Origin of the sequence: Streptomyces sp. NPDC053427 (genome assembly GCF_044544985.1) — a bacterium.
Lineage (GTDB): Bacteria > Actinomycetota > Actinomycetes > Streptomycetales > Streptomycetaceae > Streptomyces.
Genome location: NZ_JBITYA010000007.1, coordinates 300619 through 322665, shown reverse-complemented (window position 1 = coordinate 322665; position 22047 = coordinate 300619). Strand labels below are relative to the sequence as shown.

Here is a 22047-nt window from a genome sequence, read left to right as displayed (position 1 = left end):
AGCCGGCGCATCAGCTTCCGGCGATGCGTGCCTCGCACGCGGATCGTGAGCGTGCGGTCGATGTGCTGAAGGCCGGTTTCGCCGAAGGGCGACTCCAGCAGGCCGAGTACGAGCAGCGGATCACCCGGGCCTATCAGGCCCAGACCCATTCCGAGCTGCAGATGCTGGTCGCGGATCTTCCGCAGGGGCCGGTGCCGCAGGCGCAGTTCACGCCGCGGCCGTTGCCGGCGACGTTCATGCCGATGCCCATGCCGATGCCGATGCCGGTGCGCACCAACGGCGCGGCGACGGGGGCGCTGGTCTGCGGGATCCTGACGCCGATGACGTGGGGTGCGACGTCGATCCCGGCGGTCATTCTCGGCCACAAGGCGCGGGCGGAGATCCGCCGCACGGGCGAGCGGGGCGACGGTCAGGCGCTTGCGGGCCTGGTGCTGGGCTGGCTGGGCATCGGCGGCTGGGCGCTGTTCCTGTTGTTGCTGGTGCTGCTGGCCGCCACCGGGCACTGAGTGCCGTACGAGGGAGCGCCCGCCGGGGGCGTCCGAGGACGGCGTGCGGCCGTCTTCCCCCTCGCCATCGATGCCACTACGGTGGCCGCAACGCCGTGAGGAGTCCGGCGTGTCCTTCGCGTGTGCATTTGTTTTGACCGTAGCCCATGCGGTAGGTACGCTCTGACCTTGTGCCTGGGGTGTCCCTAGGCTGCCGTGCGCGCAACCTCCCCCAGCCTGTACCGGGGAGCGCCAGGAGCGCGGAAGCCGGGTCTCGACACCGCAATCTGTCGCCACCTTCGCTCGCGAGGGGTCGGTCTACAGCATTCGACACACCCGACCGCGTGGGTCGGTGACGTTCCAGGTTAGTTGTACCGAGACAAGAAACCGGAGAAACGGTGCCTACGATCCAGCAGCTGGTCCGAAAGGGCCGCCAGGACAAGGTCGAGAAGAACAAGACACCCGCACTGGCGGGGTCGCCTCAGCGTCGTGGTACGTGCACGCGTGTCTTCACGACCACCCCGAAGAAGCCGAACTCGGCCCTCCGCAAGGTTGCGCGAGTCAAGCTGAGCAGTGGGATCGAGGTTACTGCCTACGTCCCGGGTGAGGGGCACAACCTGCAGGAGCACTCGATCGTGCTCGTGCGTGGTGGTCGTGTGAAGGACCTGCCGGGTGTTCGTTACAAGATCATCCGCGGCTCCCTCGACACGCAGGGCGTCAAGAACCGTAAGCAGGCTCGCAGCCGCTACGGCGCCAAGAAGGAGAAGTAAGAATGCCTCGTAAGGGCCCCGCCCCGAAGCGCCCGGTCATCATCGACCCGGTCTACGGTTCTCCTCTGGTGACCTCCCTCATCAACAAGGTGCTGCTGAACGGAAAGCGCTCCACCGCCGAGCGCATCGTTTACGGCGCCATGGAGGGTCTGCGCGAGAAGACCGGTAACGACCCGGTCATCACGCTCAAGCGCGCGCTCGAGAACATCAAGCCGACTCTTGAGGTCAAGTCCCGCCGTGTCGGTGGCGCGACCTACCAGGTGCCGGTCGAGGTCAAGCCCGGCCGCGCCGCCACCCTCTCCCTCCGCTGGCTCGTGGGCTACTCCCGCGCCCGCCGCGAGAAGACCATGACCGAGCGCCTCATGAACGAACTGCTGGACGCCTCCAACGGCCTCGGCGCTTCGGTCAAGAAGCGTGAGGACACGCACAAGATGGCCGAGTCCAACAAGGCCTTCGCGCACTACCGCTGGTAGTCGCAACCCACATCGAGACCGAGAGAAGATTGAGCCGATATGGCCACCACTTCGCTTGACCTGGCCAAGGTCCGCAACATCGGGATCATGGCCCACATCGACGCGGGCAAGACGACCACCACCGAGCGGATCCTGTTCTACACCGGTGTTTCTTACAAGATCGGTGAAGTCCACGACGGCGCTGCCACGATGGACTGGATGGAGCAGGAGCAGGAGCGCGGCATCACGATCACGTCTGCCGCGACGACCTGCCACTGGCCGCTGAACAACGTCGACCACACCATCAACATCATCGACACCCCGGGCCACGTCGACTTCACCGTCGAGGTGGAGCGCTGCCTGCGCGTCCTCGACGGTGCCGTGACGGTGTTCGACGGCGTTGCCGGTGTTGAGCCGCAGTCCGAGACCGTCTGGCGTCAGGCGGACCGCTACGGCGTTCCGCGTATCTGCTTCGTCAACAAGCTCGACCGGACCGGCGCAGAGTTCCACCGCTGCGTCGACATGATCGGTGACCGCCTGGGCGCGGTTCCGCTGGTCATGCAGCTGCCGATCGGCACCGAGATGGACTTCAAGGGTGTCGTCGACCTCGTACAGATGAAGGCCCTGGTCTGGTCCGCCGAGGCGGCCAAGGGCGAGATGTACGACACCGTCGACATCCCGGCCTCGCACGTCGAGGCTGCCGACGAGTGGCGCGGCAAGCTGCTCGAGGCCGTCGCGGAGAACGACGAGGCCATGATGGAGCTGTACCTCGAGGGCCAGGAGCCCACCGAGGAGCAGCTGCACGACGCCATCCGTCGCATCACCCTTGCCTCCACGGGCGCCGAGGGTTCGGTCACCGTGACCCCGGTGTTCTGCGGTACCGCCTTCAAGAACAAGGGCGTCCAGCCCCTGCTCGACGGCGTGGCCCGCTACCTCCCGTCGCCGCTGGACGTCGGCGCCGTCGAGGGCCAGTCGACCAAGGACGCGGACGAGGTTCTCGTGCGCAAGCCGTCGGACGACGAGCCGCTGTCCGTTCTTGCCTTCAAGATCGCGAGCGACCCCCACCTGGGCAAGCTCACCTTCATCCGGGTCTACTCGGGCCGCCTCGAGGCCGGCTCGCAGGTGCTGAACTCGGTCAAGGGCAAGAAGGAGCGCATCGGCAAGATCTACCGGATGCACGCGAACAAGCGTGAGGAGATCGAGTCGGTGGGTGCCGGTGACATCGTCGCCGTCATGGGTCTGAAGCAGACCACCACCGGTGAGACCCTCTGCGACTCCGCGAACCCGGTGATCCTGGAGTCGATGGACTTCCCGGCCCCGGTCATCCAGGTCGCCATTGAGCCCAAGTCCAAGGGCGACCAGGAGAAGCTGGGTGTCGCCATCCAGCGCCTCGCCGAAGAGGACCCGTCGTTCCAGGTCCACACCGACGAGGAGACCGGCCAGACCATCATCGCGGGTATGGGCGAGCTGCACCTCGACGTGCTGGTCGACCGTATGCGCCGTGAGTTCAAGGTCGAGGCCAACGTCGGCAAGCCGCAGGTCGCCTACCGGGAGACCCTGCGCAAGGCCGTCGAGCGCCTGGACTACACGCACAAGAAGCAGACTGGTGGTTCCGGCCAGTTCGCGAAGGTGCAGATCGCGATCGCTCCGCTCGAGGGCGACGGGTACGAGTTCGAGAACAAGGTCACCGGTGGCCGTATCCCGCGGGAATACATCCCGTCCGTGGACGCGGGCTGCCAGGAGGCCATGGAGTTCGGTGTTCTCGCCGGCTACCCGCTGACCGGCGTCAAGGTCACGCTCCTCGACGGTGCGTACCACGAGGTCGACTCGTCCGAGATGGCGTTCAAGATCGCCGGTTCGATGGCCTTCAAGGAGGCCGCCCGCAAGGCCTCCCCGGCCCTGCTCGAGCCGATGATGAAGGTCGAGGTCACCACGCCCGAGGACTACATGGGCGACGTGATCGGCGACATCAACTCCCGCCGTGGTCAGATTCAGTCCATGGAGGAGCGCAGCGGCGCCAAGCTCGTCACGGGCCTGGTTCCCCTCTCGGAGATGTTCGGCTACGTCGGAGACCTCCGCAGCAAGACGTCGGGTCGCGCAAGCTACTCGATGCAGTTCGACTCCTACGCCGAGGTTCCCCGGAACGTCGCCGAGGAGATCATCGCGAAGGCCAAGGGCGAGTAGCTCCGTCTCCCGCGAGTCGGAACACGCTTTAGGCTTGACACCGTCTGCCGGGGTAATCCCCGCAATCCGTGAGGACTGCCCCGGCGGCCGGCATCCCAGCAAAGATCACCTGGCGCCGATGAGTAAGGCGTACAGAACCACTTCAGGAGGAACCAGTGGCGAAGGCGAAGTTCGAGCGGACTAAGCCGCACGTCAACATCGGCACCATCGGTCACATCGACCACGGTAAGACGACCCTCACGGCCGCCATTACCAAGGTGCTGCACGACGCGTACCCGGACCTGAACGAGGCCTCGGCCTTCGACCAGATCGACAAGGCTCCTGAGGAGCGCCAGCGCGGTATCACGATCTCCATCGCGCACGTCGAGTACCAGACCGAGTCGCGTCACTACGCCCACGTTGACTGCCCCGGTCACGCGGACTACATCAAGAACATGATCACCGGTGCCGCCCAGATGGACGGCGCCATCCTCGTGGTTGCCGCCACCGACGGCCCGATGCCGCAGACCAAGGAGCACGTGCTCCTGGCCCGCCAGGTCGGCGTTCCGTACATCGTTGTCGCCCTGAACAAGGCCGACATGGTGGACGACGAGGAGATCCTGGAGCTCGTCGAGCTCGAGGTTCGTGAGCTCCTCTCCGAGTACGAGTTCCCCGGCGACGACGTTCCGGTCGTCAAGGTCTCGGCGCTCAAGGCGCTCGAGGGCGACGCCGAGTGGGGCAAGTCCGTCCTCGACCTGATGAAGGCCGTCGACGAGTCGATCCCGCAGCCCGAGCGCGACGTCGACAAGCCGTTCCTGATGCCGATCGAGGACGTCTTCACGATCACCGGCCGTGGCACCGTTGTCACCGGTCGTATCGAGCGTGGTGTCCTCAAGGTCAACGAGACCGTCGACATCATCGGCATCAAGACCGAGAAGACCACCACCACGGTCACCGGCATCGAGATGTTCCGGAAGCTCCTCGACGAGGGCCAGGCCGGTGAGAACGTCGGTCTGCTCCTCCGTGGCATCAAGCGCGAGGACGTCGAGCGCGGCCAGGTCATCATCAAGCCGGGCTCGGTCACCCCGCACACCGAGTTCGAGGCGCAGGCCTACATCCTCTCCAAGGACGAGGGTGGCCGCCACACGCCGTTCTTCAACAACTACCGTCCGCAGTTCTACTTCCGTACGACTGACGTGACCGGTGTGGTGACCCTCCCCGAGGGCACCGAGATGGTCATGCCGGGCGACAACACCGAGATGACCGTCTCGCTGATCCAGCCCGTCGCCATGGAAGAAGGCCTGAAGTTCGCCATCCGTGAGGGTGGCCGGACCGTCGGCGCCGGCCAGGTCACCAAGATCAACAAGTAATTGCTGATCCGGTCGACCCGGTAGCTCGTCAGAGCATTCGAGGAGCCCCGCTCACCATTTGGTGGGCGGGGCTCCTTGACAGTTGGGCCCCGATTGGCCTTAGGCATCCCACGTATGGCACACTGTCCAGGTTGCTCGGTTGAGTGCCGATGCTGCGCGCCTCCCGCCGGGAGGACTGGAAGCGAGTCCCAGGTATTCGTCGTCCCTTCTCAGGGCCGGAAATACGGGAATCTTCCGGGAAGCGTCAGCGGGGTGCCTCGGCCAGGCGCCCGGTGGGTGTTCTTCCCCCACTTTCTCCTTCTTGAAGGATCTCCCTTGCGGAGATTTACGGGAAGGGGCGCGACACGCCCGACCGCGTGGGTCGGAGAAGAACGCGAACTTGCCGGGTCCCAGAGCGTTACGAGAGACAGGACTACGAAGTAGCCATGGCGGGACAGAAGATCCGCATCCGGCTCAAGGCCTACGACCACGAGGTCATCGACACGTCGGCGAAGAAGATCGTCGAGACGGTGACCCGTACTGGTGCGTCGGTCGCGGGCCCGGTGCCGCTGCCCACTGAGAAGAACGTGTACTGCGTCATCAAGTCGCCGCACAAGTACAAGGACTCGCGCGAGCACTTCGAGATGCGCACGCACAAGCGCCTGATCGACATCCTCGACCCGACGCCCAAGACCGTTGACTCGCTGATGCGCCTGGACCTTCCGGCCGGCGTTGACATCGAGATCAAGCTCTGAGAGGCGCGGAAGAGATGGCTAAGCAGATCAAGGGCATCCTGGGCGAGAAGCTCGGCATGACCCAGGTCTGGGACGAGAACAACCGTGTCGTCCCGGTCACTGTGGTCAAGGCCGGCCCCTGTGTCGTTACCCAGGTGCGCACCAATGACCAGGACGGTTACGACTCCGTCCAGATCGCCTTCGGCGAGATCGACCCGCGCAAGGTGAACAAGCCCCTCAAGGGCCACTTCGCCAAGGCCGACGTCACCCCCCGTCGTCACCTCGTCGAGGTCCGTACCGCTGACGCCAGCGAGTACACCCTCGGCCAGGAGCTGACTGCCGAGACCTTCGAGTCCGGCGTCAAGGTCGACGTGACCGGCAAGAGCAAGGGCAAGGGCTTCGCCGGCGTCATGAAGCGTCACGGCTTCCACGGCGGCAAGGCGTCCCACGGTGCCCACCGCGTGCACCGTAAGCCGGGCTCCATCGGTGGCTGCGCCACCCCGGGCCGCGTGTTCAAGGGCATGCGGATGGCCGGCCGTATGGGCAATGAGCGGGTCACCACCCAGAACCTGACCGTCCACGCCGTTGACGCGGAGAAGGGTCTGCTGCTCATCAAGGGCGCAGTTCCTGGTCCGAACGGCGGCCTCGTCCTGGTCCGTACCGCGGCCAAGGGGGCCTGAGGTAACCGATGAGCACCATTGACATCCTTTCGCCGGCAGGCGACAAGGCCGGGACCGTCGAGCTCCCCACGGAGATCTTCGACGCCAAGGTCAGCGTTCCGCTGATCCACCAGGTCGTTGTCGCACAGCTGGCCGCGGCCCGTCAGGGCACGCACAAGACCAAGACTCGCGGCGAGGTCCGCGGCGGTGGCAAGAAGCCGTACCGCCAGAAGGGCACCGGCCGCGCGCGCCAGGGTTCGACCCGTGCGCCGCAGTTCGCCGGCGGTGGCGTCGTCCACGGCCCCGTGCCGCGTGACTACAGCCAGCGGACCCCGAAGAAGATGAAGGTTGCCGCCCTGCGCGGTGCCCTCACCGACCGGGCCCGCAACAGCCGCATCCACGTCGTTTCCGGCGTGGTCGAGGGCGACATCTCCACCAAGGCCGCCAAGGCTCTTCTCGGCAAGGTCAGCGAGCGCAAGAACGTGCTCCTGGTCGCCGAGCGCAGCGACGAGGCCGCGTGGCTGTCCGCCCGCAACCTGCCCCAGGTTCACATCCTGGAGCCGGGCCAGCTGAACACGTACGACGTGCTCGTCTCCGACGACGTGGTCTTCACCAAGGCCGCCTTCGAGTCCTTCGTGTCTGGCCCCAAGGCCGCTGAGACCGAAGGGAGCGACGCCTGATGTCTGAGGCGACCGTTACCAGCAAGACCTTCTCGGACCCGCGCGACATTCTCGTCAAGCCGGTTGTCTCGGAGAAGAGCTACGCGCTGCTGGACGAGAACAAGTACACGTTCATCGTCGCGCCTGGCGCCAACAAGACTCAGATCAAGCAGGCCGTCGAGGCGGTCTTCTCGGTCAAGGTCACCGGGGTCAACACGATCAACCGTCAGGGTAAGCGCAAGCGCACCAAGACCGGTTTCGGAAAGCGCGCGAACACCAAGCGCGCCATCGTGACCCTCGCCGAGGGCGACCGTATCGACATCTTCGGCGGCCCGACCTCCTGACGGAGGTCGAGTCGTCCGGAATCGGACGAGGACTGAGAAATGGGTATCCGCAAGTACAAGCCGACGACCCCGGGCCGTCGTGGCTCCAGCGTCGCCGACTTTGTCGAGATCACGCGGTCCACGCCGGAGAAGTCGCTGGTCCGCCCCCTGCACAGCAAGGGCGGCCGTAACAACGCCGGTCGTGTGACCGTTCGCCACCAGGGCGGTGGCCACAAGCGCGCCTACCGAGTGATCGACTTCCGTCGTCACGACAAGGACGGCGTGCCGGCCAAGGTCGCGCACATCGAGTACGACCCGAACCGCACCGCGCGCATCGCGCTGCTGCACTACGCAGACGGCGAGAAGCGCTACATCATCGCGCCCCGCGGCCTGGTCCAGGGTGACCGGATTGAGAACGGCGCTGGCGCCGACATCAAGCCGGGCAACAACCTGCCGCTGCGCAACATCCCCGTGGGTACGACGATCCACGCGATCGAGCTGCGTCCGGGCGGCGGTGCGAAGTTCGCCCGCTCGGCCGGTGCCTCCGTGCAGCTGCTGGCGAGGGAGGGCACGATGGCCCACCTTCGTATGCCGTCCGGTGAGATCCGCCTGGTCGACGTCCGCTGCCGCGCCACTGTCGGCGAGGTCGGCAACGCCGAGCAGTCGAACATCAACTGGGGCAAGGCCGGCCGTATGCGCTGGAAGGGCGTCCGCCCGACCGTGCGTGGTGTCGTGATGAACCCCGTCGACCACCCGCACGGTGGTGGTGAGGGCAAGACCTCCGGTGGTCGCCACCCGGTCTCGCCGTGGGGTCAGAAGGAGGGTCGTACTCGTTCGCCGAAGAAGGCGAGCAACAAGTACATCGTCCGCCGCCGCAAGACGAACAAGAAGCGCTAGGAGCGGGTTTAGATGCCGCGCAGTCTCAAGAAGGGGCCCTTCGTCGACGACCACCTTTCCAAGAAGGTGGACGTTCAGAACGATGCAGGCACCAAGAACGTCATCAAGACCTGGTCCCGCCGCTCCATGATCGTCCCGGCCATGCTCGGCCACACGATCGCGGTGCACGACGGCCGCAAGCACGTCCCGGTGTTCGTCACCGAGTCGATGGTCGGCCACAAGCTCGGCGAGTTTGCGCCGACCCGCACCTTCCGCGGCCACGAGAAGGACGACCGCAAGTCGCGTCGTCGCTGATCGACCGGAGTGCGAAGACTATGACTGACACCGAAGGGACAACCATGGAAGCCAGGGCCCAGGCGCGGTACATCCGCGTCACGCCCATGAAGGCCCGCCGCGTGGTGGACCTTATCCGTGGCATGGATGCCACGGAGGCTCAGGCGGTCCTGCGTTTTGCCCCGCAGGCCGCGAGCGTGCCGGTTGGCAAGGTGCTGGACAGCGCCATTGCCAACGCTGCACACAACTACGACCACACCGACGCCGGCAGCCTCGTCATTTCCGAGGCGTACGTCGACGAGGGCCCGACCCTGAAGCGGTTCCGTCCGCGTGCCCAGGGCCGCGCCTACCGGATCCGCAAGCGGACCAGCCACATCACCGTGGTCGTCAGCAGCAAGGAAGGAACCCGGTAATGGGCCAGAAGGTAAACCCGCACGGGTTCCGGCTCGGCATCACCACCGACTTCAAGTCGCGTTGGTACGCCGACAAGCTGTACAAGGACTACGTCAAGGAAGACGTCGCCATTCGTCGCATGATGACGAAGGGCATGGAGCGCGCCGGTATCTCCAAGGTGGAGATCGAGCGCACCCGTGAGCGCGTCCGCGTTGACATCCACACCGCTCGTCCGGGCATCGTCATCGGCCGCCGCGGCGCCGAGGCCGACCGCATCCGCGGCGAGCTGGAGAAGCTGACCGGCAAGCAGGTCCAGCTGAACATCCTCGAGGTCAAGAACCCCGAGACCGACGCTCAGCTGGTGGCCCAGGCCGTCGCCGAGCAGCTGTCCTCCCGCGTCTCCTTCCGTCGCGCCATGCGTAAGAGCATGCAGTCGACGATGAAGGCCGGCGCCAAGGGCATCAAGATCCAGTGCGGTGGCCGTCTCGGCGGCGCCGAGATGTCCCGCTCGGAGTTCTACCGCGAGGGCCGTGTGCCCCTGCACACCCTCCGTGCGAACGTCGACTACGGCTTCTTCGAGGCCAAGACCACCTTCGGCCGTATCGGCGTGAAGGTCTGGATCTACAAGGGCGACGTCAAGAACATCGCCGAGGTTCGCGCCGAGAACGCTGCCGCCCGTGCGGGTAACCGCCCGGCCCGCGGTGGCGGCAACGACCGCCCGCGTCGCGGTGGCGAGCGCGGTGGCCGCGGCGGCCGCAAGCCGCAGCAGAGCGCCGCTGCCGAGGCCCCCAAGGCCGAGGCCGCTGCCGCTGCTCCGGCGGAGACCCCCGGAACGGAGGCCTGACCGACATGCTGATCCCTCGCAGGGTCAAGCACCGCAAGCAGCACCACCCGAAGCGCAGTGGTATGGCCAAGGGTGGCACCGAGCTGGCCTTCGGTGAGTACGGAATCCAGGCCGTCACTCCGGCCTACGTGACGAACCGGCAGATCGAGTCCGCTCGTATCGCCATGACCCGTCACATCAAGCGTGGCGGCAAGGTCTGGATCAACATTTACCCGGACCGCCCGCTCACGAAGAAGCCGGCCGAAACCCGCATGGGTTCCGGTAAGGGTTCTCCGGAGTGGTGGGTCGCGAACGTCAAGCCCGGTCGGGTGATGTTCGAGCTGTCCTTCCCGAACGAAAAGGTTGCCAAGGAGGCGCTGACCCGCGCCGCCCACAAGCTTCCGATGAAGTGCCGCATCGTTCGGCGCGAGGCAGGTGAGTCGTGATGTCGGCCGTTACCAAGGCGTCCGAGCTGCGCGAGCTGAACGACGAGGACCTCGTCGCGAAGCTCCGTGAGGCCAAGGAGGAGCTGTTCAACCTCCGCTTCCAGGCGGCGACCGGACAGCTCGAGAACCACGGTCGGCTCAAGTCCGTCCGTAAGGACATCGCCCGGATCTACACCCTGATGCGTGAGCGCGAGCTGGGCATCGAGACGGTGGAGAGCGCCTGATGAGCGAGAAGAATGTGACTGAGACGAACGAGCGCGGTTTCCGCAAGACCCGTGAGGGTCTCGTCGTCAGCGACAAGATGGACAAGACCGTCGTCGTCGCTGTCGAGGACCGCGTCAAGCACGCGCTGTACGGCAAGGTCATCCGCCGTACCAACAAGCTCAAGGCGCACGACGAGCAGAACGCTGCCGGTGTCGGCGACCGCGTCCTCCTGATGGAGACCCGGCCGCTGTCCGCCACCAAGCGCTGGCGCATCGTCGAGATCCTCGAGAAGGCCAAGTAATCCCTCCTGGGGGGACCCCCCAGGAACAGTTCCGCCAGGCTCGGCAGGGGTTTCACGTGAAACCCCTGCCGGGAACCGGCAGACATTCAGGAGATAGACGTGATCCAGCAGGAGTCGCGACTGCGCGTCGCCGACAACACTGGTGCGAAGGAAATCCTTTGCATCCGTGTTCTCGGTGGCTCCGGTCGCCGCTACGCGGGCATCGGTGACGTCATCGTCGCCACCGTCAAGGACGCGATCCCCGGTGGCAACGTGAAGAAGGGTGACGTCGTCAAGGCCGTCATCGTTCGCACCGTCAAGGAGCGCCGCCGTCCCGACGGCTCGTACATCCGCTTCGATGAGAACGCGGCCGTCATCCTCAAGAACGATGGCGACCCCCGCGGCACCCGTATCTTCGGCCCCGTGGGCCGTGAGCTGCGCGAGAAGAAGTTCATGAAGATCATCTCGCTCGCGCCGGAGGTGCTGTAACCGATGAAGATCAAGAAGGGCGACCTGGTCCAGGTCATCACCGGTAAGGACAAGGGCAAGCAGGGCAAGGTCATTCAGGCCTTCCCCCGCGAGGACCGTGTCCTGGTCGAGGGTGTCAACCGGGTCAAGAAGCACACCAAGGCCGGTCAGACGGCTCGTGGTTCGAAGACCGGCGGCATCGTGACGACCGAGGCCCCTGTCCACATCAGCAACGTTCAGCTGGTCGTGGAGCAGGACGGCAAGAAGGTTGTCACCCGCGTCGGATACCGCTTCGACGACGAAGGCAACAAGATCCGCGTTGCCAAGCGGACCGGTGAGGACATCTGATGACTGCCACCACCAACGCGCCGCGTCTGAAGCTGCGCTACCGCGAAGAGATCGCCGGGAAGCTGAAGGACGAGTTCTCCTACGAGAACGTCATGCAGATCCCCGGTCTGACCAAGATCGTGGTCAACATGGGTGTGGGCGACGCCGCCCGCGACTCCAAGCTGATCGAGGGTGCCATCAAGGACCTCACCACGATCACCGGTCAGAAGCCGGCCGTCACCAAGGCCCGTAAGTCCATCGCGCAGTTCAAGCTGCGTGAGGGCCAGCCGATCGGTGCCCACGTCACCCTCCGTGGTGACCGCATGTGGGAGTTCCTGGACCGCCTGCTGTCGCTCGCGCTGCCGCGCATCCGCGACTTCCGTGGTCTGTCCCCGAAGCAGTTCGACGGTCGGGGCAACTACACCTTCGGTCTCACGGAGCAGGTCATGTTCCACGAGATCGACCAGGACAAGATCGACCGTACCCGGGGTATGGACATCACCGTGGTCACCACGGCGACCAACGACGATGAGGGCCGCGCTCTCCTTCGTCACCTCGGCTTCCCGTTCAAGGAGGCGTGAGCGAGATGGCGAAGAAGGCTCTGATTGCCAAGGCTGCTCGTAAGCCGAAGTTCGGTGTGCGCGCGTACACCCGCTGCCAGCGCTGCGGCCGTCCGCACTCCGTCTACCGCAAGTTCGGCCTGTGCCGCGTGTGCCTTCGTGAGATGGCTCACCGTGGCGAGCTGCCGGGCGTGACCAAGAGCTCCTGGTAATCCCCTAGTTGGGTATTACCGGAGGCTCTCGGTAAGCAACCGGTCGGCGGGCGCCCCTTCCTTTTTCCCGTAGGGTAGAAGGGTTTGGGCGCCCCGCCGCCCGAGACCGACCGCGGGCAAGGCCCGCATAACGTCGCTTACTACGCCGTAGGTCCCCGCGCCGCACCCGTCCCGACTCTGCTCGGGGAGAGGGATGGCGCACATAGGAAACCCCGGCGAGAGAGGCCGAAGGCCAATTCATGACCATGACTGATCCCATCGCAGACATGTTGACCCGTCTGCGTAACGCGAACTCGGCGTACCACGACACCGTCGTGATGCCGCACAGCAAGATCAAGTCGCACATCGCGGAGATCCTCCAGCAGGAGGGTTACATCACCGGCTGGAGCGTCGAGGACGCCGAGGTCGGCAAGAACCTCACTCTCGAGCTGAAGTTCGGCCCGAACCGCGAGCGCTCGATCGCCGGCATCAAGCGGATCTCGAAGCCGGGCCTCCGGGTCTACGCAAAGTCCACCAACCTGCCGAAGGTCCTCGGCGGCCTGGGCGTGGCGATCATCTCCACGTCCCACGGTCTCCTGACCGGCCAGCAGGCCAGCAAGAAGGGCGTGGGTGGGGAAGTCCTCGCCTACGTCTGGTAACCAGGGAACGGAGGAATAGCTAATGTCGCGTATTGGCAAGCTGCCCATCCAGGTTCCCGCTGGTGTGGACGTCACCATCGAGGGCCGCAAGGTGTCGGTCAAGGGTCCCAAGGGCTCCCTTGAGCACACCGTCGCCGCGCCCATCGAGGTCGCCAAGGGTGAGGACGGCGTCATCGCCGTCACCCGCCCGAACGACGAGCGTCAGAACAAGGCCCTGCACGGCCTGTCCCGCACGCTGGTGGCGAACATGATCACCGGCGTGACCCAGGGCTACAGCAAGGCGCTCGAGATCAGCGGTGTCGGCTACCGCGTCCAGGCGAAGGGCTCCAACCTGGAGTTCGCGCTGGGCTACAGCCACCCCGTCGTCGTCGAGGCTCCCGAGGGCATCTCCTTCAAGGTCGAGTCCCCGACCAAGCTCAGCGTCGAGGGCATCGACAAGCAGAAGGTCGGCGAGGTTGCGGCGAACATCCGCAAGCTGCGCAAGCCTGACCCGTACAAGGCCAAGGGCGTCAAGTACGCCGGCGAGGTCATCCGCCGCAAGGTCGGAAAGGCTGGTAAGTAAGCCATGGCATACGGTGTGAAGATCGCTAAGGGTAACGCCTACAAGCGCGCTGCCGCTAAGCGTCGCCACATCCGCATCCGTAAGCGGATTTCGGGTACGCCGGCGCGTCCGCGCCTGGTCGTGACGCGTTCCAACCGCGGTATTACCGCGCAGGTCATCGACGACATCGCGGGCCACACGCTCGCGTCGGCGTCGACCCTGGACGCGTCCATCCGTGGCGGCGAGGGTGACAAGAGCGCTCAGGCCCAGAAGGTTGGCGCCCTGGTTGCCGAGCGTGCGAAGGCCGCCGGTGTCGAGGCCGTCGTGTTCGACCGTGGTGGCAAGCAGTACGCCGGGCGGATTGCCGCTCTGGCCGACGCCGCCCGCGAAGCCGGGCTGAAGTTCTAAGCCCCGGTTCCGGAGCTAGCGGACGTAACAGAGAGAGGTAAATCCAATGGCTGGACCCCAGCGCCGCGGAAGCGGTGCCGGTGGCGGCGAGCGGCGGGACCGGAAGGGTCGCGACGGTGGCGCTGCCGCCGAGAAGACCGCGTACGTTGAGCGCGTTGTCGCGATCAACCGCGTCGCCAAGGTTGTCAAGGGTGGTCGCCGTTTCAGCTTCACCGCGCTGGTCGTGGTGGGCGACGGTGACGGCACCGTAGGTGTCGGTTACGGCAAGGCCAAGGAAGTTCCGGCTGCCATCGCCAAGGGCGTTGAAGAGGCCAAGAAGAACTTCTTCAAGGTCCCCCGTATCCAGGGCACCATCCCGCACCCCATCCAGGGCGAGAAGGCTGCGGGCGTCGTCCTGCTCAAGCCGGCTTCCCCCGGTACCGGTGTGATCGCCGGTGGTCCCGTGCGCGCCGTCCTGGAGTGCGCCGGCATCCACGACGTGCTGAGCAAGTCGCTCGGTTCGTCGAACCCGATCAACATCGTGCACGCCACGGTGACCGCGCTTCAGGGCCTTCAGCGCCCCGAGGAGATCGCGGCCCGTCGTGGCCTGCCGCTGGAGGACGTTGCTCCCGCCGCTCTGCTGCGGGCGCGTGCCGGGGTGACCGCGTAATGGCGCACCTCAAGATCACGCAGACGAAGTCCTACATCGGCAGCAAGCAGAACCACCGTGACACCCTCCGGTCGCTCGGGCTCAAGCGCCTGCACGACTCGGTTGTCAAGGAGGACCGCCCCGAGTTCCGCGGCATGGTGCACACCGTCCGCCACCTCGTGACGGTTGAGGAGGTCGACTGACATGGCGGAGAACAACCCGCTGAAGGTCCACAACCTCCGGCCCGCCCCGGGTGCCAAGACCGCCAAGACCCGTGTCGGTCGTGGTGAGGCGTCCAAGGGTAAGACCGCTGGTCGTGGTACCAAGGGCACGAAGGCCCGTTACCAGGTTCCGGAGCGCTTCGAGGGTGGGCAGATGCCCCTCCACATGCGCCTCCCGAAGCTGAAGGGCTTCAAGAACCCCGCGCACAAGCAGTTCCAGGTCGTGAACCTGGACAAGCTGGCCGAGCTCTACCCGCAGGGTGGCGAGGTCACGGTGGCCGACCTGGTCGCCAAGGGCGCGGTGCGCAAGAACGAGCTCGTCAAGGTGCTGGGCGCCGGCGAGGTCTCCGTGGCGCTGCAGGTGACGGTTGACGCCGTCTCCGGCTCCGCCAAGGAGAAGATTGCCGCTGCCGGCGGCAGCGTCACCGAACTCCTCTGAGTTCGTTGATTTAACTGACCGGGGATGCCCATTGATTGGGGCATCCCCGGTTGGTCGTTCCACGGGGGGTACGGTCGCCGGTAAGGTGGCAGGCACTGTTGTTTTCCGGGGCTTCGTCCCGGACCCCCGCCGCGCGGGCCCGGCCCGTGCGGTGTAGCCGCCAAGTATTCGTCGATCCTCAAGACCGTCACCTCTCGCACTTGAGGCGGGAGGCGCAGGAGGCACCGTGCTCACCGCGTTCGCCCGAGCGTTCAAGACGCCCGACCTGCGCAAGAAGCTGCTGTTCACATTGGGCATCATCGTGCTCTACCGGATCGGTGCGCATGTCCCGGTCCCCGGGGTGAACTACGCGAACGTCGAGACCTGCATGAAGCTGGCCGGCGGCAACAGCGGGTTGTTCGCCCTGGTGAACATGTTCAGCGGTGGTGCGCTGCTGCAGATCACGATCTTCGCGCTGGGGATCATGCCGTACATCACGGCGAGCATCATCCTCCAGCTGCTGACCGTGGTGATCCCCAGGCTGGAGGCCCTCAAGAAAGAGGGACAGTCCGGCCAGGCGAAGATCACCCAGTACACCCGCTATCTGACCGTGGCGCTCGCCATCATGCAGGGCACCGGCCTGGTGGCCACCGCCCGCAGTGGTGCGCTCTTCCAGAGCTGCCCGGTCGCCAGCGAGATCGTGCCCAGCGACTCGATCTTCACCACCATCACGATGGTCATCACGATGACCGCCGGTACGGGCCTGATCATGTGGCTCGGTGAGCTGGTCACCGACCGCGGCATCGGCAACGGCATGTCCATCCTGATGTTCATCTCGATCGCCGCCGGCTTCCCGGGCGCCCTGTGGCAGATCAAGCTCACCGGCAAGCTGGCCGACGGCTGGATCGAGTTCTTCGCGGTGATCGCGGTCGGCCTGGCGATGGTCGGGCTGGTGGTCTTCGTCGAGCAGGCGCAGCGGCGCATTCCGGTGCAGTACGCGAAGCGGATGATCGGCCGCCGGTCCTATGGCGGTACGTCCACTTACATCCCGCTCAAGGTGAACCAGGCGGGTGTGATTCCCGTCATCTTCGCGTCATCGCTGCTCTACATTCCCGCGCTGATCGCACAGTTCAGCGGGTCGAAGGCGGGGTGGGCGACGTGGGTCGCCACCAACTTCACCAAGGGAAATCACCCCGTTTACATCGTTACGTACTTCCTTCTGATCGTCTTCTTCGCCTTCTTCTACGTGGCCATCAGCTTCAACCCCGAAGAAGTTGCCGACAACATGAAGAAGTATGGTGGCTTCATCCCGGGTATCCGGGCTGGTCGCCCGACGGCCGAGTACCTCAGCTACGTGCTCAACCGGATCACGTGGCCGGGCTCGCTGTATCTGGGGCTGATCGCACTCGTACCAACAGTGGCGTTGGTGCTGTTCAACGCGAACCAGAACTTCCCGTTCGGCGGGACGAGCATCCTGATCATCGTGGGTGTGGGTCTGGAGACCGTGAAGCAGATCGAGAGTCAGCTTCAGCAGCGCAATTACGAAGGGTTCCTCCGCTGATGCGAATCGTCCTCGTCGGACCTCCGGGGGCCGGTAAGGGTACGCAGGCTGCGTACCTTGCCAAGAACCTCGGGATCCCGCACATTTCCACGGGGGACCTGTTCCGCGCGAACATCAGCCAGGGCACGCCCCTGGGCCTCGAGGCGAAGTCCTACATGGACGCGGGGAATCTCGTACCGGACTCGGTGACCATCGGCATGGCCGAGGACCGCATGGGGCATGAGGACGCGGCCAACGGCTTCCTCCTCGACGGCTTCCCGCGCAACCTGGGCCAGGCCCAGGCGTTGGACGACTACCTCAAGGCCAAGGGCCTCACGCTGGACGCCGTCCTGGACCTGGAGGTCCCGGAGGACGAGGTCGTCAAGCGGATCGCGGGCCGGCGGATCTGCCGCAAGGACAGCAGCCACGTCTTCCACGCGGAGTACAACAAGCCGAAGACCGAGGGCGTCTGTGACGCCTGCGGCGGCGAGCTGTACCAGCGCGAGGACGACCGCGAGGAGACCGTCCGCAAGCGGCTGGAGGTCTACCACACGGAGACCGAGCCGATCATCGACTACTACAAGGCCCAGGATCTGGTCGTCACGATCCCGGCGCTCGGCAAGGTCTCCGAGGTGACGCAGCGGGCGATGGCCGCGCTGCAGGCCGGCGAGTAGCCGACAGCTCTGTACGGATACGGCCGCGGTGCCCCGATGGGTACCGCGGCCGTATTGTGTACGGGGGCGGTTTCGGCCGCCGCGCAGGCATCGGAACCGGTACTCAGGAAGGCGTAAGCCGCAATGGTGGAGATCAAGACCCCCGACCAGATCGCGAAGATGCGCGAGGCGGGGCTGGTGGTCGCCGCCATTCACGCGGCGACCCGGAAGGTTGCGGTGCCCGGCGCCTCGACCAAGGACCTGGACGACGCGGCGCGCAAGGTACTGGCCGAGCACGGAGCGAAGTCGAACTTCCTCGGCTACGGCGGTTTTCCCGCGACGATCTGCACCTCGGTGAACGACGTCGTGGTCCACGGCATCCCCGACGCCGAGACGGTCCTCGCGGACGGGGACATCATCTCCATCGACTGCGGCGCGATCATCGACGGTTGGCACGGCGACGCGGCGTACACCGCCTTCGTCGGCTCCGGTCACTCCGCGGAGCTGGTCGAGCTCAGCCGGGTCACCGAGGAATCGATGTGGGCGGGCATCGCGGCCGTCGCCAAGGGCAACCGCCTGGTCGACATCTCCAAGGCGATCGAGGGCTACATCCGCCGCCAGCCGCGGCCGTCGAGCGGCAAGTACGGCATCGTCGAGGACTACGGCGGCCACGGCATCGGCTCGCAGATGCACATGGACCCGCATCTGCTGAACTACGTCGACCGCAAGCGCGGCCGCGGCCCCAAGCTGGTGCCCGGTTTCTGCATCGCGATCGAGCCGATGGTCAATCTCGGCACGGCCAAGACGCATGTCCTGGAAGACGACTGGACGGTCAAGTCCAACGACGGCAGCTGGTCCTCGCACTGGGAGCACTCCGTCGCACTGACCGAGGACGGCCCGCTGGTGCTGACCGCACCGGACGGCGGCAAGGCCAAGCTGGCGGAGCTGGGAATCACGGCGGCGCCGGACCCCCTGGCCGCCTGAGGCCTTGTGGCGTAAGGATCTCCGCTGGTGGGCAATAGTCCTGGATTCGTCTTTTCACAGGCACTGGCGTAGACTGACGCGTCGGCTCTCGTGCATCCGTGTGCCCAGAGATGGGTGACAGTGTGATAACGGGCGTCGATCAAGGTAGCCGATTCGAAAGGCGAAGCGTGGCCAAGAAGCAAGGTGCCATCGAGATCGAGGGCACCGTGATCGAGTCTCTGCCGAACGCGATGTTCCGGGTAGAACTCCAGAACGGTCACAAGGTCCTCGCGCACATCAGCGGCAAGATGCGGATGCACTACATCCGTATCCTCCCGGATGACCGGGTCGTGGTGGAGCTCTCTCCGTACGACCTGACGCGTGGCCGGATCGTCTACCGCTACAAGTAGATCTTGTCGGCGCCCCGCTCCCGTGGGGTGACGGCACTGACCCGGAGAACCTCACATCCCATGAAGGTCAAGCCGAGCGTCAAGAAGATCTGCGACAAGTGCAAGGTGATCCGCCGCCACGGTCGGGTCATGGTCATCTGCGACAACCTGCGCCACAAGCAGCGCCAGGGCTGACGCACGCCGACCACCTGCATTTCGCAGTTTTTCGCGCGACGCACGTAAATACGTACATACGCAGTCACCCGACCCTCGCATTCATTCGCGTGGGACGACACCCCCGGCTCGGAGGCCGGGGACCCGGCTCGTAATTCTGAAGAGTCTTACGGGAACGGTGCTGCGGAAGACCTCCGAATAGCCATCAGGAGCCACATCAATGGCACGCCTCGCAGGCGTTGATCTCCCGCGCGAAAAGCGCGTCGAGGTCGCCCTCACCTACGTCTTCGGTATCGGGCGCACGCTGTCGCAGCAGACCCTCGCCGCCACCGGCGTGAACCCGGACACCCGCGTTCGCGACCTGGCCGAGGAAGACCTGGTCAAGATCCGCGAGTACGTGGACAACAACCTCAAGACCGAGGGTGACCTCCGTCGCGAGATCCAGGCCGACATCCGCCGCAAGGTCGAGATCGGCTGCTACCAGGGTCTGCGTCACCGCCGCGGCCTGCCGGTGCACGGTCAGCGCACCAGCACGAACGCCCGTACCCGCAAGGGTCCGCGTCGCGCGATCGCCGGCAAGAAGAAGCCGGGCAAGAAGTAGTCCTCAGCAGGACGCTTACCAGCGGTCTTCGCTGTAGGACCGACCACCTCCACGGGAGTAATGAATGCCTCCGAAGGGCCGTACGGCCGGCGCCAAGAAGGTGCGCCGCAAGGAGAAGAAGAACGTTGCCCACGGGCACGCTCACATCAAGAGCACGTTCAACAACACGATCGTTTCGATCACGGACCCCACGGGCAACGTGATCTCTTGGGCCTCTGCCGGCCACGTCGGTTTCAAGGGCTCGCGCAAGTCCACCCCCTTCGCCGCGCAGATGGCCGCCGAGTCGGCCGCCCGCCGCGCGCAGGAGCACGGCATGCGCAAGGTCGACGTCTTCGTCAAGGGCCCGGGTTCGGGTCGCGAGACGGCCATCCGTTCGCTGCAGGCGACCGGTCTCGAGGTCGGCTCGATCCAGGACGTCACCCCCACCCCGCACAACGGATGCCGCCCGCCCAAGCGCCGCCGCGTCTGACCAGCTGAAGTAGGAGACAAGACAATATGGCGCGTTACACCGGGGCCGACTGCAAGCGTTGCCGTCGGGAGAAGCAGAAGCTGTTCCTCAAGGGCAGCAAGTGTGAGAGCGCAAAGTGCCCGATCGAGATTCGTCCTTACCCCCCGGGTGAGCACGGACGCGGGCGCACCAAGGACAGCGAGTACCTGCTTCAGCTTCGTGAGAAGCAGAAGTGCAGCCGTATCTACGGTGTTCTTGAGAAGCAGTTCGTGAACTACTACAAGGAAGCGAACCAGAAGTCCGGCAAGACCGGTGAGAACCTTCTGCGCATCCTTGAGACCCGTCTCGACAACGTGGTCTACCGGGCCGGCTTCGCCAAGTCCCGCGACCACGCCCGTCAGCTGGTCCGTCACGGACACATCAACGTCAACGGCCGCAAGACCGACATCCCGTCGGCTCGTGTGTCCGCGAACGACATCATCGAGGTCCGCGAGGGCTCTCGGAACCTGACCCCCTTCGAGGTGGCCAAGGCCGAGGCCGGCGAGAAGACCGTTCCGGCCTGGCTGGAAGCGATCCCCTCGCAGCTGCGCGTCCTCGTGCACAGCATGCCGGAGCGCCAGGTGATCGACACCCAGGTGCAGGAGCAGCTGATCGTTGAGCTCTACTCCAAGTAAGAGCTGAGCGGAACGGTCTGGGCGGTACGGAGCCATTGGCGTCGTACCGCCCGTACCCTTTGAAGTACAGCGGGCGTCAAATAGCGGGCGTCCACGACTGAAGGATCGAACACCATGCTGATTGCTCAGCGTCCCTCCCTGACCGAAGAGGTCGTCGACGAGTACCGCTCCCGGTTCGTGATCGAGCCGCTGGAGCCGGGCTTCGGCTACACCCTCGGCAACTCCCTGCGTCGGACCCTTCTGTCCTCGATCCCCGGTGCGGCGGTCACGTCCATCCGGATCGACGGTGTCCTGCACGAGTTCACCACCGTGCCGGGCGTCAAGGAAGACGTCACCGACCTCATCCTCAACATCAAGCAGCTGGTCGTTTCCAGCGAGCACGACGAGCCCGTCGTGATGTACCTGCGCAAGCAGGGTCCGGGCCTCGTCACCGCCGCTGACATCGCCCCGCCGGCCGGTGTCGAGGTGCACAACCCCGACCTGGTCCTCGCCACGCTCAACGGCAAGGGCAAGCTGGAGATGGAGCTGACCGTCGAGCGCGGTCGCGGCTACGTCTCCGCCGTCCAGAACAAGCAGGTGGGCCAGGAGATCGGCCGTATCCCGGTCGACTCCATCTACTCGCCGGTGCTCAAGGTCACGTACAAGGTCGAGGCGACCCGTGTCGAGCAGCGCACCGACTTCGACAAGCTGATCGTCGACGTCGAGACCAAGCAGGCCATGCGTCCGCGCGACGCCATGGCGTCGGCCGGTAAGACCCTGGTCGAGCTGTTCGGTCTGGCGCGCGAGCTCAACATCGACGCCGAGGGCATCGACATGGGCCCGTCCCCGACGGACGCCGCCCTGGCCGCCGACCTGGCGCTGCCGATCGAGGAGCTCGAGCTCACCGTTCGCTCGTACAACTGCCTCAAGCGCGAGGGCATCCACTCCGTGGGTGAGCTCGTCGCCCGCTCGGAGGCCGACCTGCTCGACATCCGCAACTTCGGTGCGAAGTCGATCGACGAGGTCAAGGCGAAGCTGGCCGGCATGGGCCTGGCGCTCAAGGACAGCCCGCCCGGATTCGACCCGACCGCCGCCGCCGACGCCTTCGGCGCCGACGACGACGCGGACGCCGGGTTCGTGGAGACCGAGCAGTACTGAGTGTGTCCGGCTGGGGTGGGGGGGGGGGGCCCCGCCCCCCCCCCCCGGGCGGGCCCGCCCCGGGGGGGGGGGCGGGGCGCCCGGCACCACGCACAGCCGCACGCCCGGGGCGCCCACCATGAGGAAAAAACAAACCC

At 65.6% G+C, this 22047-nt stretch carries 35 protein-coding genes; all 35 read left to right on the top strand.

The features are described 5' to 3' along the window. The first annotated feature begins 23 nt into the window (after positions 1–23). The 35 genes from ACIGWZ_RS21705 to ACIGWZ_RS21535 all read left to right on the top strand — a co-directional run bounded on the left by ACIGWZ_RS21705 (position 24) and on the right by ACIGWZ_RS21535 (position 21910). On the top strand, positions 24–506 hold the full coding sequence (locus ACIGWZ_RS21705; RefSeq protein ID WP_400067273.1) for a DUF1707 and DUF4190 domain-containing protein: 483 nt from the start codon (positions 24–26) through the stop codon (positions 504–506). 377 nt (positions 507–883) lie between these two features. Then, positions 884–1255: a 30S ribosomal protein S12 gene (gene rpsL / locus ACIGWZ_RS21700; protein WP_030062899.1), complete on the top strand. Its 372-nt coding sequence runs from the start codon at positions 884–886 to the stop codon at positions 1253–1255. Positions 1256–1257: 2 nt separating this feature from the next. Continuing rightward, positions 1258–1728 carry a 30S ribosomal protein S7 gene (rpsG, locus tag ACIGWZ_RS21695; protein ID WP_004571813.1) on the top strand — a complete coding sequence of 157 codons (471 nt, stop codon included), beginning with the start codon at positions 1258–1260 and terminating at the stop codon, positions 1726–1728. 39 nt (positions 1729–1767) lie between these two features. Continuing rightward, the gene (gene fusA / locus ACIGWZ_RS21690; protein ID WP_400066975.1) at positions 1768–3891 is read left to right on the top strand and encodes an elongation factor G; all 2124 of its coding nucleotides are present in this window, start codon (positions 1768–1770) and stop codon (positions 3889–3891) included. Between the two features lie 155 nt (positions 3892–4046). Further along, on the top strand, positions 4047–5240 hold the full coding sequence (gene tuf / locus ACIGWZ_RS21685; protein WP_400066974.1) for an elongation factor Tu: 1194 nt from the start codon (positions 4047–4049) through the stop codon (positions 5238–5240). A 425-nt stretch (positions 5241–5665) separates the two neighbouring features. After that, the gene (gene rpsJ / locus ACIGWZ_RS21680; RefSeq protein ID WP_004571821.1) at positions 5666–5974 is read left to right on the top strand and encodes a 30S ribosomal protein S10; all 309 of its coding nucleotides are present in this window, start codon (positions 5666–5668) and stop codon (positions 5972–5974) included. 14 nt (positions 5975–5988) lie between these two features. Continuing rightward, positions 5989–6633: a 50S ribosomal protein L3 gene (gene rplC / locus ACIGWZ_RS21675; RefSeq protein ID WP_031003040.1), complete on the top strand. Its 645-nt coding sequence runs from the start codon at positions 5989–5991 to the stop codon at positions 6631–6633. 8 nt (positions 6634–6641) lie between these two features. Continuing rightward, on the top strand, positions 6642–7292 hold the full coding sequence (rplD, locus tag ACIGWZ_RS21670) for a 50S ribosomal protein L4 (protein ID WP_400066971.1): 651 nt from the start codon (positions 6642–6644) through the stop codon (positions 7290–7292). Further along, positions 7292–7615: a 50S ribosomal protein L23 gene (rplW, locus tag ACIGWZ_RS21665; RefSeq protein ID WP_400066969.1), complete on the top strand. Its 324-nt coding sequence runs from the start codon at positions 7292–7294 to the stop codon at positions 7613–7615. The genes rplD and rplW overlap by 1 nt, the downstream gene beginning before the upstream one ends. A 39-nt stretch (positions 7616–7654) precedes the next feature. Beyond that, positions 7655–8491: a 50S ribosomal protein L2 gene (gene rplB, locus ACIGWZ_RS21660; protein WP_400066967.1), complete on the top strand. Its 837-nt coding sequence runs from the start codon at positions 7655–7657 to the stop codon at positions 8489–8491. A gap of 12 nt (positions 8492–8503) precedes the next feature. Beyond that, positions 8504–8785, top strand: coding sequence for a 30S ribosomal protein S19 (rpsS, locus tag ACIGWZ_RS21655; RefSeq protein ID WP_018090899.1), 282 nt, complete (start codon positions 8504–8506; stop codon positions 8783–8785). 44 nt (positions 8786–8829) lie between these two features. Further along, positions 8830–9177, top strand: coding sequence for a 50S ribosomal protein L22 (gene rplV, locus ACIGWZ_RS21650; RefSeq protein ID WP_006604878.1), 348 nt, complete (start codon positions 8830–8832; stop codon positions 9175–9177). Beyond that, on the top strand, positions 9177–10001 hold the full coding sequence (gene rpsC / locus ACIGWZ_RS21645) for a 30S ribosomal protein S3 (protein WP_128507204.1): 825 nt from the start codon (positions 9177–9179) through the stop codon (positions 9999–10001). The genes rplV and rpsC overlap by 1 nt, the downstream gene beginning before the upstream one ends. Positions 10002–10006: 5 nt before the next feature. Next, positions 10007–10426 carry a 50S ribosomal protein L16 gene (gene rplP, locus ACIGWZ_RS21640; protein ID WP_006604880.1) on the top strand — a complete coding sequence of 140 codons (420 nt, stop codon included), beginning with the start codon at positions 10007–10009 and terminating at the stop codon, positions 10424–10426. Then, on the top strand, positions 10426–10650 hold the full coding sequence (gene rpmC, locus ACIGWZ_RS21635) for a 50S ribosomal protein L29 (protein ID WP_397843743.1): 225 nt from the start codon (positions 10426–10428) through the stop codon (positions 10648–10650). The genes rplP and rpmC overlap by 1 nt, the downstream gene beginning before the upstream one ends. Further along, on the top strand, positions 10650–10931 hold the full coding sequence (gene rpsQ / locus ACIGWZ_RS21630; protein ID WP_006604882.1) for a 30S ribosomal protein S17: 282 nt from the start codon (positions 10650–10652) through the stop codon (positions 10929–10931). The genes rpmC and rpsQ overlap by 1 nt, the downstream gene beginning before the upstream one ends. Positions 10932–11030: 99 nt before the next feature. After that, a complete protein-coding gene (rplN, locus tag ACIGWZ_RS21625) occupies positions 11031–11399 on the top strand; it encodes a 50S ribosomal protein L14 (RefSeq protein WP_003998823.1) in 369 nt (122 codons plus the stop codon). A gap of 3 nt (positions 11400–11402) precedes the next feature. Then, entirely contained in the window at positions 11403–11726 is a 324-nt protein-coding gene (rplX, locus tag ACIGWZ_RS21620; RefSeq protein WP_400066964.1) for a 50S ribosomal protein L24, read from the top strand. Then, positions 11726–12286: a 50S ribosomal protein L5 gene (gene rplE, locus ACIGWZ_RS21615; protein ID WP_046927447.1), complete on the top strand. Its 561-nt coding sequence runs from the start codon at positions 11726–11728 to the stop codon at positions 12284–12286. The genes rplX and rplE overlap by 1 nt, the downstream gene beginning before the upstream one ends. 5 nt (positions 12287–12291) lie before the next feature. After that, entirely contained in the window at positions 12292–12477 is a 186-nt protein-coding gene (locus tag ACIGWZ_RS21610) for a type Z 30S ribosomal protein S14 (RefSeq protein WP_003956452.1), read from the top strand. A gap of 239 nt (positions 12478–12716) precedes the next feature. Then, on the top strand, positions 12717–13115 hold the full coding sequence (rpsH, locus tag ACIGWZ_RS21605) for a 30S ribosomal protein S8 (protein ID WP_363150247.1): 399 nt from the start codon (positions 12717–12719) through the stop codon (positions 13113–13115). Positions 13116–13137: 22 nt separating this feature from the next. Then, positions 13138–13677 carry a 50S ribosomal protein L6 gene (gene rplF, locus ACIGWZ_RS21600; protein ID WP_400066962.1) on the top strand — a complete coding sequence of 180 codons (540 nt, stop codon included), beginning with the start codon at positions 13138–13140 and terminating at the stop codon, positions 13675–13677. A 3-nt stretch (positions 13678–13680) separates the two neighbouring features. Further along, on the top strand, positions 13681–14064 hold the full coding sequence (rplR, locus tag ACIGWZ_RS21595; RefSeq protein WP_053925091.1) for a 50S ribosomal protein L18: 384 nt from the start codon (positions 13681–13683) through the stop codon (positions 14062–14064). Between the two features lie 46 nt (positions 14065–14110). Next, a complete protein-coding gene (gene rpsE, locus ACIGWZ_RS21590; protein WP_006604888.1) occupies positions 14111–14713 on the top strand; it encodes a 30S ribosomal protein S5 in 603 nt (200 codons plus the stop codon). Continuing rightward, positions 14713–14895: a 50S ribosomal protein L30 gene (rpmD, locus tag ACIGWZ_RS21585; protein WP_052859629.1), complete on the top strand. Its 183-nt coding sequence runs from the start codon at positions 14713–14715 to the stop codon at positions 14893–14895. Before rpsE ends, rpmD begins: the two co-directional genes overlap by 1 nt. Before the next feature lies 1 nt (position 14896). Next, positions 14897–15352, top strand: coding sequence for a 50S ribosomal protein L15 (gene rplO / locus ACIGWZ_RS21580; RefSeq protein ID WP_400066959.1), 456 nt, complete (start codon positions 14897–14899; stop codon positions 15350–15352). Between the two features lie 226 nt (positions 15353–15578). Next, positions 15579–16892 (top strand): preprotein translocase subunit SecY, encoded by a 1314-nt coding sequence (secY, locus tag ACIGWZ_RS21575; protein ID WP_400066957.1) that lies wholly within the window; start codon positions 15579–15581, stop codon positions 16890–16892. Beyond that, the gene (locus ACIGWZ_RS21570; RefSeq protein WP_400066955.1) at positions 16892–17545 is read left to right on the top strand and encodes an adenylate kinase; all 654 of its coding nucleotides are present in this window, start codon (positions 16892–16894) and stop codon (positions 17543–17545) included. Before secY ends, ACIGWZ_RS21570 begins: the two co-directional genes overlap by 1 nt. A gap of 123 nt (positions 17546–17668) precedes the next feature. Continuing rightward, positions 17669–18508 carry a type I methionyl aminopeptidase gene (gene map / locus ACIGWZ_RS21565; RefSeq protein ID WP_400066953.1) on the top strand — a complete coding sequence of 280 codons (840 nt, stop codon included), beginning with the start codon at positions 17669–17671 and terminating at the stop codon, positions 18506–18508. Positions 18509–18675: 167 nt separating this feature from the next. Further along, the gene (gene infA, locus ACIGWZ_RS21560) at positions 18676–18897 is read left to right on the top strand and encodes a translation initiation factor IF-1 (RefSeq protein WP_014047798.1); all 222 of its coding nucleotides are present in this window, start codon (positions 18676–18678) and stop codon (positions 18895–18897) included. 60 nt (positions 18898–18957) lie between these two features. After that, positions 18958–19071: a 50S ribosomal protein L36 gene (gene rpmJ, locus ACIGWZ_RS21555; protein ID WP_003956441.1), complete on the top strand. Its 114-nt coding sequence runs from the start codon at positions 18958–18960 to the stop codon at positions 19069–19071. 199 nt (positions 19072–19270) lie between these two features. Further along, positions 19271–19651 (top strand): 30S ribosomal protein S13, encoded by a 381-nt coding sequence (gene rpsM, locus ACIGWZ_RS21550; RefSeq protein ID WP_006604894.1) that lies wholly within the window; start codon positions 19271–19273, stop codon positions 19649–19651. 64 nt (positions 19652–19715) lie between these two features. Further along, the gene (rpsK, locus tag ACIGWZ_RS21545; RefSeq protein WP_004571845.1) at positions 19716–20120 is read left to right on the top strand and encodes a 30S ribosomal protein S11; all 405 of its coding nucleotides are present in this window, start codon (positions 19716–19718) and stop codon (positions 20118–20120) included. A 26-nt stretch (positions 20121–20146) separates the two neighbouring features. Further along, positions 20147–20773 carry a 30S ribosomal protein S4 gene (gene rpsD / locus ACIGWZ_RS21540; RefSeq protein WP_400066951.1) on the top strand — a complete coding sequence of 209 codons (627 nt, stop codon included), beginning with the start codon at positions 20147–20149 and terminating at the stop codon, positions 20771–20773. Positions 20774–20887: 114 nt separating this feature from the next. Next, positions 20888–21910 (top strand): DNA-directed RNA polymerase subunit alpha, encoded by a 1023-nt coding sequence (locus ACIGWZ_RS21535; RefSeq protein WP_003956430.1) that lies wholly within the window; start codon positions 20888–20890, stop codon positions 21908–21910. The last annotated feature ends 137 nt before the right edge of the window (positions 21911–22047 follow it).